This window comes from Janthinobacterium sp. LS2A (genome assembly GCF_036543145.1).
Lineage (GTDB): Bacteria > Pseudomonadota > Gammaproteobacteria > Burkholderiales > Burkholderiaceae_D > Janthinobacterium > Janthinobacterium aestuarii.
Genome location: NZ_JAZHPB010000001.1, coordinates 1,097,795 through 1,112,533, shown reverse-complemented (window position 1 = coordinate 1,112,533; position 14,739 = coordinate 1,097,795). Strand labels below are relative to the sequence as shown.

Sequence of the window (14,739 nt, the reverse complement as noted above, 5' to 3'; positions counted from 1 at the left end):
TACCCGGATGCCACACATACAACAGGGATACACAAGGATCATCATGAGCGAGCAAGCGAAGAACACCTTTTTCAGCGGTCTGCAACAGAACCTCGATCAACTGCGCCAGCAGGGCTTGTACAAGCCCGAGCGCGTGATCGCCTCGCGCCAGGGCGCCGAAGTGGTGTGCGACGATGGCCGTACCCTGATCAATATGTGTGCGAACAACTACCTGGGCCTGTCCGGCGACCTGCAGACGCAGGAAGCATCGATCGCCGCCACGCAGAAATACGGCTACGGCCTGTCGTCCGTGCGCTTCATCTGCGGCACGCAAACGGTGCACAAGGAACTGGAACAGGCGATCTCCAGCTTCCTCGGCACGGAAGACACGATCTTGTACGCGGCGGCATTCGACGCCAACGGCGGCGTGTTCGAGCCCCTGTTCGATGAAAACGACGCCATCATCTCGGACGCGCTGAACCACGCTTCCATCATCGACGGCATCCGCCTGTGCAAGGCTGGCCGCTACCGCTACGCCCACAACGACATGGCCGACCTGGAAGTGCAGCTGAAAGCGGCGATTGCCGCCGGCAAGCGCCATAAAGTCATCGTCACGGACGGCGTGTTCTCGATGGACGGCACGATTGCGCAACTGGACAAGATCTGCGACCTGGCCGACCAATATGGCGCGCTGGTGATGATCGACGAATGCCACGCTTCCGGCTTCATGGGCGCGACGGGCCGCGGCACGCATGAACACCACAATGTGATGGGCCGCATCGACATCATCACGGGCACCCTGGGCAAGGCCCTGGGCGGCGCCATGGGCGGCTTTACGTCGGCGCGCAAGGAAGTCATCGACACCCTGCGCCAGAAATCGCGTCCCTATTTGTTCTCGAACACGCTGGCGCCATCGATTGCCGGCGCTTCGCTGTCGGTTTTGGCCCGCCTGGCCAAGTCGACGGAACTGCGCGACCGCCTGCATGACAACACGGCTTTCTTCCGCAGCGAGATCGAGCGCATCGGCTTCACCATCAAGCCGGGCACCCATCCGGTGGTTCCCGTGATGCTGTTCGACGCGCCTGTGGCGCAGAAATTCGCCGCGCGCCTGTATGAACTGGGCGTGCTGGTGACTGGCTTCTTCTACCCGGTCGTGCCGATGGGTCAGGCCCGTGTCCGTGTGCAGCTGTCCGCCGCGCATACGCGCGAACAGCTGGTGCAAGTGCTGGCCGCTTTTGAACAGGCTGGCAAGGAACTCGGTTTGCTGACCACTACCACTACCAATTAACAAGATTTCAGGAAAATAGCATGGAACGCATCTTAGTCATTGGCGCAAACGGCCAAATCGGTAGTGAACTGGTGGGCGCGCTGGCGCAGCAGCACGGCGCGGACAACGTCATCGCCAGCGACATCGGCACGAACAATCTGTATCAGGCCAAGCGCTACGCCCAGCTCAATGTGCTGGACAAGGACGGCCTGGCGGCCATCATCGCCGACGAGAACATCACCCAGGTGTACCAGCTGGCGGCCATGCTGTCGGCCACGGGCGAAGCGGCGCCGTTGAAGGCGTGGAGCCTGAACATGGATGGCTTGCTCAATATCCTGGAACTGGCGCGCGAGCGTGGCGAGGCAGGCAAGCCGCTGCGGATCTTCTGGCCATCGTCGATCGCCGCCTTCGGCCCGAACACGCCGCAAGTGAACACGCCGCAAATGACCGTGATGGACCCGACCTCGATGTACGGCATCAGCAAGCTGGCCGGCGAGCGCCTGTGCGAATACTACTTCAACAAGTATGGCGTGGACGTGCGCAGCATCCGCTACCCGGGCATCATCAGCTACAAATCGCCTCCAGGCGGCGGCACCACCGATTACGCCATCGCCATCTTCCACGCGGCCTTGCGCGGCGAGCGCTATGACTGCTTCCTCGATGCGAATACCACTCTGCCGATGATTTACATGCCCGACGCGATCCGCGCCACCATCGAACTGATGGACGCGCCAGCGGCACAGATCAAGATCCGCTCGTCGTACAACGTGGCCGGCGTGTCGTTCAACCCCGAGCAGCTGGCCAAGGCCATCGTGCGCATGGTGCCGGACTTCAAGATCAGCTACAAGCCGGACAGCCGTCAGGCCATCGCCGACAGCTGGCCGCAAAGCCTGGACGACAGCAAGGCCAGCGCCGATTGGGGCTGGAAGGCGCAGATCGGCGTCGAGCAGATGGTCACGGACATGCTGGCCAATGTCGACGTGGGCCATGCCGCCAAGGCGGCCTGAGTCCAGCCCCGGCATTCATAAAACATACTAAATAAAGAGACACTACATGGACATGAGCGTATTTGACCTGTTTAAAATCGGCATCGGGCCGTCGAGTTCCCACACGGTGGGACCGATGGTGGCGGCGCGGCGTTTTCTGGTCGAATACGGTCCGCTGGACCAGGTAGTGGGCGCCGAGGCGGCCCTGTATGGCTCGCTGGCGCTGACGGGCGTGGGCCATGCGACGGACAAGGCTGTCATTCTTGGCTTGATGGGCGAAACGCCGCAAGACGTGGCGCCCGATGAAGTCGACAGCAAGCTGGCCGCCATCGAGGCGGCCGGCGAGATCGCCTTGCTGGGTACGCACGTGGTGCCATTCACGGCCGCCACGGGCCTCGTCTGGCACAAGAGCGAATCGCTGCCCGAACACCCGAACGGCATGCGCTTCACCCTGAAACTGGCGGACGGCAGCCGTGTCGACAAGGTGTATTACTCGATCGGCGGCGGTTTTATCCGCGAGGCCGAGGAAGTTCAAACTGCGGCGCAGGCCGAAGCGGCCGTGGAATCGGCCGCCAGCGCGCGGGTCGTCTTCCCCTTCGACACGATGGAGCAGTTGCTGGCCCACGGCGTCGAAAGCGGCTTGTCGATCCCGGAAATGCTGCGCGCGAACGAGTGCGTCAAGCGCAGCGACGAGGAATTGAACGCGGGCCTGGACCGCATCTGGCACGTCATGCGCGACTGTATCGCGCACGGCCTGGAAACGACGGGCAACCTGCCGGGCGGCTTGAACGTGAAGCGCCGTGCCGCGAAATTGTGGCGCTTGGCGCAGGAGGCGAAAGCGTCCGACAACCGCGCCAACGACTTGCCGCACGACGCCGTGCACCTGGTCAGCCTGTATGCGATGGCCGTCAACGAGGAAAACGCGGCCGGCGGCAGGGTTGTGACGGCGCCGACCAACGGCGCGGCCGGCATCATCCCGGCCGTGCTGCGCTACTACGCGCAGGATTGCCGCCCCAGCGATCCGGTGGGCGGCGTGCGCCGCTTCATGCTGACGGCCGCGGCCATCGGCATGCTGTGCAAGCGCAATGCCTCGATCTCGGGCGCCGAAGTGGGGTGCCAGGGCGAAGTGGGCGTGGCGTGCGCCATGGCGGCGGCCGGCCTGGTGGCAGCCCTGGGCGGCACCAACGAGCAGATCGAAAACGCGGCCGAAATCGGCATCGAACACCACTTGGGCATGACGTGCGACCCCATCGGCGGCCTGGTGCAGATCCCCTGCATCGAGCGCAACGGCATGGGCGCCGTGAAAGCCATCACGGCCGCCTCGCTGGCGCTGAAGGGCGACGGCACGCATTTCGTCAGCCTCGACGAAGTCATCGAAACCATGCGCCAGACGGGCGCGGACATGCAGGACAAGTACAAGGAAACGTCGCTGGGCGGGCTGGCCGTGCACGTTATCACAGTCAATCACGCGGCTTGTTGATGCGCCGGTGGTGTTGTCGGATTACGCGCGCAAGCGCTAATCCGGCCTACGGTGAATGGCAAGTCGCAGGTCGGCGTTGGTGGGCGTAGGTCGGCGTAGGTCGGCTTAGCGCAAAGCGCGTAAGCCGACACCACCACAGTAGTCTCCCGATAAACTCACTCCTCCTCAAACAACTGCTCCAGCCTCCTCGGGTAGTTATTCAAGAAATCGCGCGTCACGGCATAGTGTTCCGTGTCTTCATACGCCACTTCGTGGATGCCGCCGCCCGTAAACATCAAAATCTTCGCGTTCGGGTAGGCGAGTAGAATCGGCGAATGGGTGGCGATGATCAGCTGCGAGTCGTCCTGCACCAGCTGGTGGATCACGGATAGCGCCGCCATCTGGCGGCTCGGCGACAGGGCCGCCTCGGGTTCGTCCAGCAGATACAAGCCCTTGCCCCGCAGCTTGTTGATCAGGGTCGCCATGAACGCTTCGCCGTGCGACTGCGCGTGCAGCGACTTGCCGCCGTAGCTCACCAGGTACTCCTGCGGCATCTCGTCCATGTAGGTGGCGACGTTGAAAAAGCTCTCGGCGCGCAGGAAATAGCTGTCTTCGGGCTTTTTGTAGCTCTTGCTCAGGCGCAGATGCGCGTGCAAGCCCGATTCCTCGTCCGACGGCAGGGCGATGCGCACGTTGCGCGTGCCGCCATCCTTGCCGAAGCCCAGCCCCACGGCCAGCGCTTCGAGCATGGTCGACTTGCCGCTGCCATTTTCGCCCACGAAAAACGTCACGTCGCGGTGGAAATCCATGTGCACGAAGTCGCGGATGGCGGGGATGGTGAATGGATAGTGATCGAGGTCGACGACGGCGTCGGAGCGCAGCGCGGCGCTTTGCAGATATGGTTTTTTACTCAGCGACATGGCCGGTTCTCGACTCCAATAATGATCGTGGCAAGGGATACTCAGCACAGTGTGACGTAAATCGCCGGCGCGCGCCAGTGCGTACGCCAGCCATGTTCGCCTGGCTTGATCTCATGCAATTATGGCTTGTTTGATAATAGGCAGGCGCTCCAATTGTCACATCTTGATCAGGCGGGCGCCACGCGATTCGCCTTGGACGGCGGCTGGCACTATAATATCCGCTGCCATTCATGATCAACCGCACTCAGCTCAACTGGACTCTTCAAATTTATGCACTACGTGTCTACCCGCGCTGATAAAGCGCCATCGAATCAGCAGCAATTCTCCGACATCCTCCTGGGCGGCCTGGCCCCCGATGGCGGACTGTACCTCCCAGAACACTACCCGCAAGTCACTGGTGCCGAGCTCAATGCCTGGCGCACATTGTCGTATGCCGACCTGGCATTCGAAATCCTGAAGAAGTTCGCCACCGATATCCCGGCTGCGGACCTGAAGGCACTGACGGCGAAAACCTATACCAAGGCAGTCTACAAGAACGCCCGCGCCGGCGAAAACGCGGCCGACATCACGCCGCTGCGCGTGCTCGAAGAAAACGCCGTCAATGGCGGCCAGACCACCTTGATGCTGCAGGCGCTGTCGAACGGCCCGACCCTGGCCTTTAAGGACATGGCCATGCAGCTGCTGGGCAACCTGTTCGAATACACCTTGGCCAAGCACGACGCCGAACTCAATATCTTCGGCGCCACGTCGGGCGACACGGGCAGCGCGGCCGAATATGCGATGCGCGGCAAGAAGGGCATCCGCGTCTTCATGCTGTCGCCGCACAAGAAAATGAGCGCCTTCCAGACGGCGCAGATGTTCAGCCTGCAAGACCCGAACATTGTCAACATCGCCGTCGAAGGCGTGTTCGACGATTGCCAGGATATGGTGAAAGCCGTGTCGAACGACTTGCCGTTCAAGGCCAAGCAGAAGATCGGCACCGTCAACTCCATCAACTGGGCGCGAGTCGTGGCGCAAGTCGTCTACTACTTCCGCGGCTACCTGGCGGCCACCACCAGCAACGAGCAAAAAGTGTCGTTCACGGTGCCGTCGGGCAACTTTGGCAATATCTGCGCCGGCCATATCGCCCGCATGATGGGCCTGCCGATCTCGAAACTGGTGGCGGCGACGAATGAAAACGACGTGCTCGACGAATTCTTCCGCACGGGCGTCTACCGCGTGCGCAAGTCGGCCGAAACGTACCACACGAGCAGCCCGTCGATGGATATCTCGAAAGCGTCGAACTTCGAGCGCTTCGTCTACGACCTCGTGGGCCGCGACAGCGACCGCGTGCGCGCCCTGTTTACGAAAGTGGAAACGCATGGCGGCTTCGACTTGTCCGGCAAGCCTGGCAGCGATGGCGACGAATTCAAGCTCGTGGCCAAATATGGCTTCAAGTCGGGCAAGTCCACGCACCAGGACCGCCTCGACACCATCCGCGACGTGGCCGACGACTACGGCATCACCATCGACACGCACACGGCCGACGGCATCAAGGTGGCGCGCGAGCACCTGGAACCGAACGTGCCGATGATCGTGCTGGAAACGGCGCTGGCGGCCAAGTTCAACGAAACCATCCTCGAAGCGCTGGGCGTGGACGCGGAACGGCCAGCCGGCTTCGAGAACATCGAAGACTTGCCGCAAAAGTTCGTCGTGATGGATGCCGATGTCGAGAAAATGAAGGCGTATATCGCCGCCAATACGGGCTTGTGATGACAGACGCCAGCACTGTACGCAAACCGATGCTGTCGGTGGCCGAGGCGCAAGCCTTCATGCTGGGCGCGGCGCGCCCGGTGGCCGACGTGGAGCTGGTAGACACCATGCGCGCCAACGGCCGCGTGCTGGCGGCCGCGCAAACGTCGACCCTGAACGTGCCCGAGCGCGACAACACGCAGATGGATGGCTACGCCGTGCGCGCCAGTGACTGCGCCAGCGGCGCGGCCAGCTTGCCCGTGTCGCAGCGCATCGCGGCCGGCCACGTGGGCCAGCCCTTGCAACCGGGGACGGCGGCGCGCATCTTCACGGGCGCCCTGATTCCGGACGGCGCCGACTGCGTCGTCATGCAGGAGCAGTGCACGGTGGCGGACGGCGTGGTGACGGTCAATCACGTACCGGCAGCGGGAGAATGGGTGCGCCGCCAGGGCGAGGATATCCGCGCCGGCGGCGAGATCCTCGGTGCGGGCCGTCGCTTGCGCAGCCAGGAAATGGGCTTGGCCGCCTCGGTGGGCCTGGCGCAGCTGCCTGTGCTGCGCAAGCTGCGCGTGGCCGTATTTTTCACGGGCGACGAACTGGCCATGCCCGGCGAACCCCTGGCACCGGGCGCCGTCTACAACTCGAACCGCTTTACCTTGCGCGGCTTGCTGGAAAACCTCGGTTGCGAGATCACGGACCTGGGCATCGTGCCCGACAGCCTGGAAGCGACAAAAGCCGTGCTGCGCCAGGCGGCCCAGGGCAATGATCTGATCATCACCTCGGGCGGCGTGTCCGTGGGCGAGGAAGACCATATCAAGCCGGCCGTGGAAGCGGAAGGGCGGCTGAACATGTGGCAGATCGCCGTCAAACCAGGCAAACCGCTGGCGTTTGGCGAAGTGCGGGAGGCGTTCTTTGTCGGCTTGCCCGGCAATCCCGTGTCGAGCTTTGTCACGTTTTTGCTGTTCGTGCGCCCGTTCATCCTGCGCCTGCAAGGCGTGGCGGGTAACCTGGCGCCGCGCAGCTACAAGCTGCCGGCCGCGTTCGAGCGCCTGAAGGCGGACAAGCGCAACGAGTTCTTGCGCGCCAAGGTCAATGACGAGGGCGAGCTGGAACTGTTCGCCAACCAGAGTTCGGGCGTGCTGACGTCCACCGTGTGGGGCGACGGCTTGATCGATTGTCCGCCGGGGCTGTCGATTGCGCGCGGCGACATGCTGCGTTTTATCCCGTTTAACGAATTGCTGTACTGAGGAAGTATCGATGAAGATCAATCTGCGGTTTTTTGCCAGCGTGCGTGAGCTGGTGGGCACCGGCCATGAAGTGCTGGAAGTAGCCGAGCCGCTGGCGGTGGGTGCGGTGAGAGCGCTGCTGATCGCCCGCGGCGGCAACTGGGAATACGCGCTGGCGCAAGGCCGCGCGCTGCGCATGGCCCACAACCAGGTGATGTGCGATGCCGACACCTTGATCGGTGATGGCGACGAGGTGGCGTTTTTCCCGCCCGTGACGGGCGGTTAAGAATACTGACTCAAGAAAATGGCCGCTGATGCGGCCATTTTTTATCGCGACTTGGTTTTTGGTTTGTCCCCGCTGCACGTGGCGCAGGCGACGGCTTTCCGGTAGCGCCAGTATTTCGAGCCGATGAAGATGGCCGAGGCCACCAGCGACCAGGCCAGCGCGCTGAGGATATCGGCCTGGCTGGGCGTGCCCTTGCTGTACTCGACCACCGTCAGGATGATGAATAAGATCGAACTGGCCAGCAAATAGCGGGAAATCCAGAATCCTGCGCCCATGTGTTTCTCCTCTTGTCGTCTCGTTGTCTCGTGAAGTCAAAGCCGATCGTTGCGGCATGTCCGCGCAGTATGCATCATTTTTCGGCATTCTCGCCATCCACCGGCCTTATCTCGACTAAAATGCCGGGGTTTTCACCGTCTTCCAGCTTGCCATGACCAACTCCAGTTCCCCTCCGTTTCACATCGCCGTCATCGGCGGCGGCCCCGCCGGCCTGATGGCCGCCCAGGCTGCGTCCGGCCTGGGAGCCAGGGTGGAACTGTTCGACGCCATGCCGTCCGTCGGCCGCAAATTCCTGCTGGCGGGGCGCGGCGGCATGAACATCACGCATGCAGAAGGCTACCAGCCCTTCGTCTCGCGCTACGGCAGGCAGGCGCACCGGGTGAAGCCTGCGCTGGACCAGTTCGGCCCGCAAAAGGTGCGCGACTGGGTGCACAGCCTGGGCGTGGAAACCTTTGTCGGCTCCTCGAACCGCGTCTTCCCGACGGACATGAAGGCGGCGCCCCTGCTGCGCGCCTGGCTGCACCGCCTGCGCGAAGCGGGCGTGCAATTTCACATGCGCCACCGCTGGACGGGCTGGCAAGATGAGGATGGCCAGCTGGCGTTTGCCACCCCGGACGGCGAACGTTTGCGCGCCTTCGACGCCGTGATCCTGGCGCTCGGTGGCGGCAGCTGGGCGCGGCTCGGTTCCGATGGCGCCTGGGTGCCGCTGCTGCAAGGGCAGGGTGTGGCCGTGACGCCTTTGGTACCGGCCAATTGCGGCTTCGACGTGGACTGGAGCGCGCATTTCAGCAGCCGCCATGCGGGCGAACCGCTGACGACCGTGGCCATCACGGCGCATGACATCGACGGCTTGCGGATCAAGCGCCAGGGGCAGTTCGTCATCACGGCGGGGGGCGTGGAAGGCAGCCTGATTTATGCGCTGTCGGCCGCGCTGCGCGAGCAGATCGCACGCGACGGCAGCGCCACCATCTGGCTCGACCTGGCGCCCGACCACAGCCATGAACGCGTGTTCGAGGAAGTGACGCGCCCCCGTGGCGCCCGTTCCATGTCCAGCCACCTGAATAGCCGCCTGGGCATCAAGGGCGTGAAATCGGGCTTGCTGCGCGAATGCCTGAGCGCGGCCGACTTTGCCGACGAAGCGAAGCTGGCTGCCGCCATCAAGCTGCTGCCCGTGACACTCGTACGCCCGCGTCCCATCGATGAAGCCATCAGCAGCGCCGGCGGCGTGGTGTTCGACGGCATCGACGGCAGCATGCTGCGCGCCATGCCGGGCGTCTTCGTGGCGGGGGAAATGCTGGACTGGGAAGCGCCGACGGGCGGCTACCTGCTGACGGCCTGCCTGGCGCAAGGCAAGGCGGCCGGCGAGCAGGCGGTGGCGTGGCTGGAAGAGAAGGTTAATGCCAAGTGATATCGCCTGAGCCGCTCTTTTGCGTCTCGCGCTGGCGCGGGTTGCCGTGGACGTTAATGTCGCCGCTGCCGCGCAGGGTCAGGTTGGCGGCGTCGCGCACGAAGACGGTGCTCGTGCCCGAGCCTTGCAGGCTGACGCTGGCCTTGTCGGCGGCCAGGTGCTCTGCATCGATATCGCCTGATCCGCTCAGGTCGGCACGGAGGAATTTCGTGTTGCCGCTGGCGGCGATGCGCCCGGAACCCACCATTTCCAGCACCACGCTGTCGCTGTTGCCGGCATTGATGTCGAGGTCGCCGCTGCCGTTGACGGTCGCTTGCACCTGCTTGTAGCGTCCCGTGAAGCTGACGTCGCCCGATCCCGTCAATTCCAGGATAAAACTGTCGCCGGAAAATCCCGTGATCTTGCTGTCGCCATTGCCGTGCACTTCCACGCGCACGAGGGTTGGCAGCACCAGTTCCACCTGCAGCGGCTGGCGATGGTGGAACAGCATGCCTTTCGGGCCGATATGCAGGGTCGTGCCATCGGCCGTCGTGTCGACGTTCGACAGCAAACGCTGCTCGCCGCTCACTTTCAGCGATGGCGTGGCGCCGCGGCGCAGCACCAGGTCTATGGGGCCGGCCAGGTCGATGCTGTTGATATTGGCGGCAACCGGGCGCGTTTCGCTGCGCACGGCGCGGCCGGCGGCGCTGCTGGGATTGCTGATACCCTTGGCGCGCAGCGCCGCATACGACATGGCGATCAGGACCAGTGCCAGCAAGAGCATGGACAGGCCAACTTTGAGCAAGCGTTTCATGGCAGCCTTTCTAGTGACCTTTGAGCAGGGAGACATTCATGGCGACATAGCGCTTGATACCGATCAAGGTATAGCGCGTGACCACCAGACTGAGCAGGAAGATGGCGATGCCGCCGAGCAGCATGCCCACGCCGAAGACGGTTTGCGTGGTGCGCGCATCGCGGTCCATGTCCGTGGAGATGCGGATGCCGCCGCCGGCCAGCGCTTCGGCCCGCTCCATCACGCGCGATGACGCGCCCGGTGCCTGGGGCTCGGACTCCGCTTTGACGGGGCCGGGCAGGTGATCGACTTCGATGCCCGTGTCGCCGATGGTGATGCGCGTTTCGCGCCGTTCGCCGCCTTCGCCGCCGTCATCGTCATGGATGAAGACGTGGCGCAGCGGGCCGTCGAGCACCAGTTCGTTAGCGCCGGACAAGCCACTGGCCGTGATGGCGATGCCGGCCAGGTAAAAGCTCAGGCCGGCGGCATACAGGGCGGCCAGCAGGGCTGCGTACACGGCGGCAGGCACGACCATGAACAGGTTGAAGATGGCCAGGCCCACGAGCGAGACGAGCAGGCGCAGCAGGTTGACGGGGGTCTTCTTCTGTTCGAAAGCCTGGCGGTGGGTGCTGCTGCGCAAGGTGAGGGCGATCTTTTTCGGGTCGCCCAGGTCGTCGGCGACTTCCTGCTCGCTGCGGCCGGCCGCGGCGCCTTCGATGAAGGTCTGTTCGTAATAATCGAGGGTCTTGGCCGCCAGGTCCGGTGGCAGGCCTTCCAGCGCGCGCCGCAGGGCGTCGAGATAATCTTGCTTGTTCATCATATTCTTCCTGTCAGTCCGCTTTGCCGCTTCAGCCCATTGCCGGCAGCAGCATGCTTGCCTGGCTCAGCAGCAATGGCGCATGGGATGCCTGCTGTCCGCTGACGACGGTCAAGGTGGCCAGTGCCACACAAGCGAGCAGCGCCACGGCTTTCAAGCTGTTTTTCAAGTGCAAGGTGGTGTGCATGGTATTCCCCGTGGCATGGCCGTTGTCGATGATCAGACTGTACCCAAGCGCACGCGAGCGCACCAGCGCGGTGCGACAGACTGCAATTTCGCGGGGGCGAGCGACACCAGGGCAGGATGCACCGTCAAGGCTGTTTTGCCGCCTTGCCCGTGGTGACGGCTTTGGCCGCCGCCACGCCGCTGCGTACGGCCGCCTCGATGGTGGCCGGATAATCTTGCGTCCGGTCATCATTGGCCGTGTAGTCGCCAGCCAGCAGCAAGCCCGGCACGCCGCTGGCGTTGCCGGGGCGGGCAAGCTCCGGCTTGCAGGCAAACGTGGCGCGCTTTTCCGTGATCAGCTGGGTCCAGGCAGGTTGCGCCAGTTCCGGGCGCTGCAGCACCTGCGCCAGCTGCGTCGCGATCGCTTGCGCCAGCGGGCCATGGCCTTGCTCGGCGGCAGCGCTTGACGCGCTGACGACGACGGCCAGCAAGCCCGCCTGCTCGCTGTCGAGCTGGCCCCGGTCGAAGACGAACTGGCCCCAGTGCTGTTGCCCCGGCGTATCGACGAGGGCGTAGAACGGCAAGTCCAGGCGCACCGAGGCGTCGTATTGCAGGTAGCAGGTGCTGATGGCTTCCGGCGTGAAAGCTTGCATGCGGCCAATAGCCTCGTCGAGGCGGGCGTCCTGCAAGCCCTGCAGCAGGCTGATGGCCTGCACGGACGAGGTGGCGATGATGACACCGTCGTAAGTGCCGGTCTCATCGAGCTGCCAGCGGCCATCGGGCAGCGCCTGCAAGGCGTCGACCTTGGCGCCCGTGCGCACTGCGCCGCCATGCCGTTCGACATAGCGGGCGGCCGCGTCGGGCAACAGGGTACTCAAATCCGCTTTCGGGATCAGCATGTCGGATGCGCGGCGGCGCGATGCGCCCAGGCTGTCGCGCAGCACGTTGATGAAGACGCGGGCCGAGGCGCGCTCGGGCGGCGTGTTGAGTGCGGCCAGGCATAAGGGATGCCACATCAGCCGGTTCAGGCGCTCCGTCTGGTCGAAGCGCTGCAGCAACTCGCTGACCGTGCAATCGTTATATAGCTGCCAGCCCATCCAGCGCATGGCCGTGGAAAAACGCATCAGGGCCAGCTTGTCGGCACGCAATAATCCCTTCGCGCGCAGCAGGGCCCACGCCAGGTGCAGCGGCGCGGGCAGGCGCGGCGCGATGAAATCCATGCCGCCCGAGTCCGCCGGATAGCGCATCTGCAGGGGCAAGGTGAGGATCAGTTCGCCAGGGTCTTGCCCCGCCAGCTTGATCAGGCGCAAGGTTTCCGTGTACGCGCCTAGCAGGATGTGCTGGCCGTTGTCGAGTAGCGTATTTTCTCGCTCGACGCGGCGCGCGCGTCCGCCCAGGGTGCGCGCCGCCTCGAACACGGTCACCGAATGACCGGCGCGCGCCAGTTCCATGGCTGCCGCGCAGCCGGCCCAGCCGGCGCCGATGACGGCGTAGCGTTGCTTCACGGCCTGATCAGCCACGAACCCAGGTTTTCCAGGCCAGCCACAGTTTGCGGATCGGCGTGAGCGAAATGCGCTGTTTCAGCACATGGTAGCCGTCGCGCTCGACTTCATTGAGCAGGGTACGGTAGATGGCGGCCATGATCAGGCCCGGGCGCTGGGCGCGGCGGTCCTCGGCAGGCAAGAGCGCGAATGCCTCGTCGTAGGCCTTTTGCGCGCGCGCCACCTGGAAACGCATGAGGTTTTCAAAGTTTTCGCTGTGGCGCGCATTCAGCAGGTCGGCGGCCGTGACATTGAACTGCTGCAATTCGCTGATCGGCAAATAGATGCGCCCCTTGCGCGCATCTTCGCCCACGTCGCGGATGATGTTGGTCAGCTGGAAAGCATGGCCGAGCTTTTCCGCGTACAGCAGTGTTTCCGGGCGGGTCGCGCCGAAGATGCTGGCCGACAAGATACCGACCACGCTGGCCACATGCCAGCAATAGCGGCTCATGGCCTGGTAATCGAGGTAGCGGGTCTGGTTCAAGTCCATTTCCATGCCGTCGATGATGGCCTGTAAATGCTTTTCTTCCAGTTTATAGATGTCCAGGTGCGGCTGCAGCGCGCGCATCACGGGATGCGTGGGGTTGCCCTCGTACATGGCCTTGACTTCCTTGCGCCACCAGACCAGCTTGGTGCGTGCCACGGCTTCGTCCGTGCATTCGTCAACCGTGTCATCGACTTCGCGGCAGAACGCGTACAGGGCCGTGATGGCCTTGCGGCGCTCGGCCGGCAGGAACAGGAAGCTGTAGTAGAAGCTGGAGCCGCTCTGGGCGGCTTTTTGTTGGCAGTATTCGTCGGGAGACATAGTCAAAAGAGCAAGGGTTGCAGATCGAAGCCGCTATTCTATCGTCTTACAGAGTGGGCGACGGGGGAAAAGCCGTTTTTACTTGTGTCTCTTGATGCAAGCTTTTGCGCGACATGCGCAGGGCGCGCCAGAAAATGATCAGCCAGTCGCGTTTCTCCAGCTTGGGGCGGCGCCGGAACACGTCGTAATTGACGGCTTCGATGCACTCGAGAATGCGCAAGCCCCCTTGCACCACCAGGCGCAGTTCCCAGCCGATGCGCCCGCGCAAACGCAGGGCCAGCGGCGCGCCGGACAGCATCAGCGCGCGCGCGCGGGTCACTTCGAAGCGCATCAGGGCGCTCCACTTGCCGTGCGCCTCGGGCCGCTCGAAGGCGGCGGCGGAGACGGCAAAGCGGCTCAAGTCTTCCATCGGCAGGTAGATGCGCTCTTTTTGCTGGTCGATGGCGACGTCTTGCAAGAAATTAATTAGTTGCAAAGCTGAACATATGGCATCGGAATCGCGTACATTCTGTTCATCGGCCGCACCGTACAGGTGCAGCATCAGCAGCCCCACGGGGTTGGCGGAGCGGGCGCAGTAATCGAGCAGGTCGTCGTAGCTCGCGTAGCGCGTCGTTTCCACATCCTGCTTGAAGGCGGACAACAGATCGTAAAACGGCTTCAGCGGCAACTGGTGTTTGGCAATGACGGCGGCCAGGCGTTCGAACATGGCGGCGTTCTCGCCGGCGTGGCCTTCGTGGCGGTCGATGCGGCCCAGCGCCTCTTCATAGGCGTGCAGGGCCACGAGGCGTTCGGCCGGCGTGGCGTCGCCTTCATCGGCCAGGTCGTCGGCGCTGCGGGCGAAGGCATAGATGGCTTCGACGGCGGGCACCAGGCGGCGCGGCAGTAAAAATGATGCAACAGGAAAATTTTCGTAATGGTCTACAGGCATGAACACACTTCTCTAGTCTTGCGTTTGTCCGGCACCCCAAATGCTCGAGTGTGGCCGGACGTTGTACGTCTCAAGATTAATGACGCAAAAGTCACTAAAAACTTTTACGCACGATTATAATTAATAACCAGAAAGTCAGTAGGCGAAGAATACTCCCCGTCACGACCAAACTG

The 14,739-nt window shown here is 63.4% G+C and carries 15 protein-coding genes; 7 read left to right on the top strand and 8 right to left on the bottom strand.

The annotated features are described in order from the left end of the window. Nucleotides 1-43 precede the first annotated feature (43 nt). Genes kbl through V3C40_RS05110 form a run of 3 tightly spaced genes read left to right on the top strand, consistent with a single transcriptional unit; the run spans nt 44 to nt 3,712 of the window. Nucleotides 44-1,267 carry a glycine C-acetyltransferase gene (gene kbl, locus V3C40_RS05120; protein WP_331776746.1) on the top strand — a complete coding sequence of 408 codons (1,224 nt, stop codon included), beginning with the start codon at nt 44-46 and terminating at the stop codon, nt 1,265-1,267. Between the two features lie 20 nt (nt 1,268-1,287). Beyond that, a complete protein-coding gene (locus V3C40_RS05115; RefSeq protein ID WP_331776745.1) occupies nt 1,288-2,253 on the top strand; it encodes an NAD-dependent epimerase/dehydratase family protein in 966 nt (321 codons plus the stop codon). A gap of 46 nt (nt 2,254-2,299) precedes the next feature. After that, nucleotides 2,300-3,712 (top strand): L-serine ammonia-lyase, encoded by a 1,413-nt coding sequence (locus V3C40_RS05110; RefSeq protein WP_331776744.1) that lies wholly within the window; start codon nt 2,300-2,302, stop codon nt 3,710-3,712. A gap of 155 nt (nt 3,713-3,867) precedes the next feature. On the opposite strand, the gene V3C40_RS05105 is transcribed toward V3C40_RS05110, so the two are convergent. Then, the gene (locus V3C40_RS05105; protein ID WP_331776743.1) at nt 3,868-4,611 is read right to left on the bottom strand and encodes an AAA family ATPase; all 744 of its coding nucleotides are present in this window, start codon (nt 4,609-4,611) and stop codon (nt 3,868-3,870) included. Between the two features lie 270 nt (nt 4,612-4,881). On the opposite strand from V3C40_RS05105, the gene thrC reads away from it, so the two are divergent. From thrC to moaD, 3 genes are read left to right on the top strand one after another with little or no spacing between them, the layout of a single operon-like run. After that, nucleotides 4,882-6,363 (top strand): threonine synthase, encoded by a 1,482-nt coding sequence (gene thrC / locus V3C40_RS05100; protein WP_331776742.1) that lies wholly within the window; start codon nt 4,882-4,884, stop codon nt 6,361-6,363. Next, complete coding sequence (locus V3C40_RS05095) at nt 6,363-7,589, top strand: molybdopterin molybdotransferase MoeA (protein WP_331776741.1); 1,227 nt, start codon at nt 6,363-6,365, stop codon at nt 7,587-7,589. Before thrC ends, V3C40_RS05095 begins: the two co-directional genes overlap by 1 nt. Before the next feature lie 10 nt (nt 7,590-7,599). Next, complete coding sequence (moaD, locus tag V3C40_RS05090; RefSeq protein ID WP_034751044.1) at nt 7,600-7,854, top strand: molybdopterin converting factor subunit 1; 255 nt, start codon at nt 7,600-7,602, stop codon at nt 7,852-7,854. Nucleotides 7,855-7,895: 41 nt separating this feature from the next. Here the strand turns inward: moaD and V3C40_RS05085 are convergent, their stop codons facing one another. After that, nucleotides 7,896-8,129, bottom strand: coding sequence for a hypothetical protein (locus tag V3C40_RS05085; RefSeq protein WP_034751041.1), 234 nt, complete (start codon nt 8,127-8,129; stop codon nt 7,896-7,898). Nucleotides 8,130-8,281: 152 nt separating this feature from the next. On the opposite strand from V3C40_RS05085, the gene V3C40_RS05080 reads away from it, so the two are divergent. After that, complete coding sequence (locus tag V3C40_RS05080; RefSeq protein WP_331776740.1) at nt 8,282-9,538, top strand: TIGR03862 family flavoprotein; 1,257 nt, start codon at nt 8,282-8,284, stop codon at nt 9,536-9,538. Here V3C40_RS05080 and V3C40_RS05075 read toward each other — a convergent pair. The 6 genes from V3C40_RS05075 to hpnC all read right to left on the bottom strand — a co-directional run bounded on the left by V3C40_RS05075 (nt 9,525) and on the right by hpnC (nt 14,566). Then, complete coding sequence (locus V3C40_RS05075; RefSeq protein ID WP_331776739.1) at nt 9,525-10,331, bottom strand: head GIN domain-containing protein; 807 nt, start codon at nt 10,329-10,331, stop codon at nt 9,525-9,527. The two genes, V3C40_RS05080 and V3C40_RS05075, sit on opposite strands and share 14 nt — an antisense overlap. Before the next feature lie 10 nt (nt 10,332-10,341). After that, nucleotides 10,342-11,130 (bottom strand): DUF1700 domain-containing protein, encoded by a 789-nt coding sequence (locus tag V3C40_RS05070; RefSeq protein ID WP_331776738.1) that lies wholly within the window; start codon nt 11,128-11,130, stop codon nt 10,342-10,344. 28 nt (nt 11,131-11,158) lie between these two features. Next, nucleotides 11,159-11,314 carry a hypothetical protein gene (locus V3C40_RS05065; protein ID WP_331776737.1) on the bottom strand — a complete coding sequence of 52 codons (156 nt, stop codon included), beginning with the start codon at nt 11,312-11,314 and terminating at the stop codon, nt 11,159-11,161. A gap of 124 nt (nt 11,315-11,438) precedes the next feature. Beyond that, nucleotides 11,439-12,812, bottom strand: a complete 1,374-nt coding sequence (gene hpnE, locus V3C40_RS05060) for a hydroxysqualene dehydroxylase HpnE (RefSeq protein WP_331776736.1) — start codon at nt 12,810-12,812, stop codon at nt 11,439-11,441. Next, a complete protein-coding gene (hpnD, locus tag V3C40_RS05055) occupies nt 12,805-13,638 on the bottom strand; it encodes a presqualene diphosphate synthase HpnD (RefSeq protein ID WP_139092815.1) in 834 nt (277 codons plus the stop codon). Before hpnD ends, hpnE begins: the two co-directional genes overlap by 8 nt. A gap of 46 nt (nt 13,639-13,684) precedes the next feature. Next, nucleotides 13,685-14,566, bottom strand: a complete 882-nt coding sequence (gene hpnC, locus V3C40_RS05050; RefSeq protein WP_034751023.1) for a squalene synthase HpnC — start codon at nt 14,564-14,566, stop codon at nt 13,685-13,687. Nucleotides 14,567-14,739: the final 173 nt, after the last annotated feature.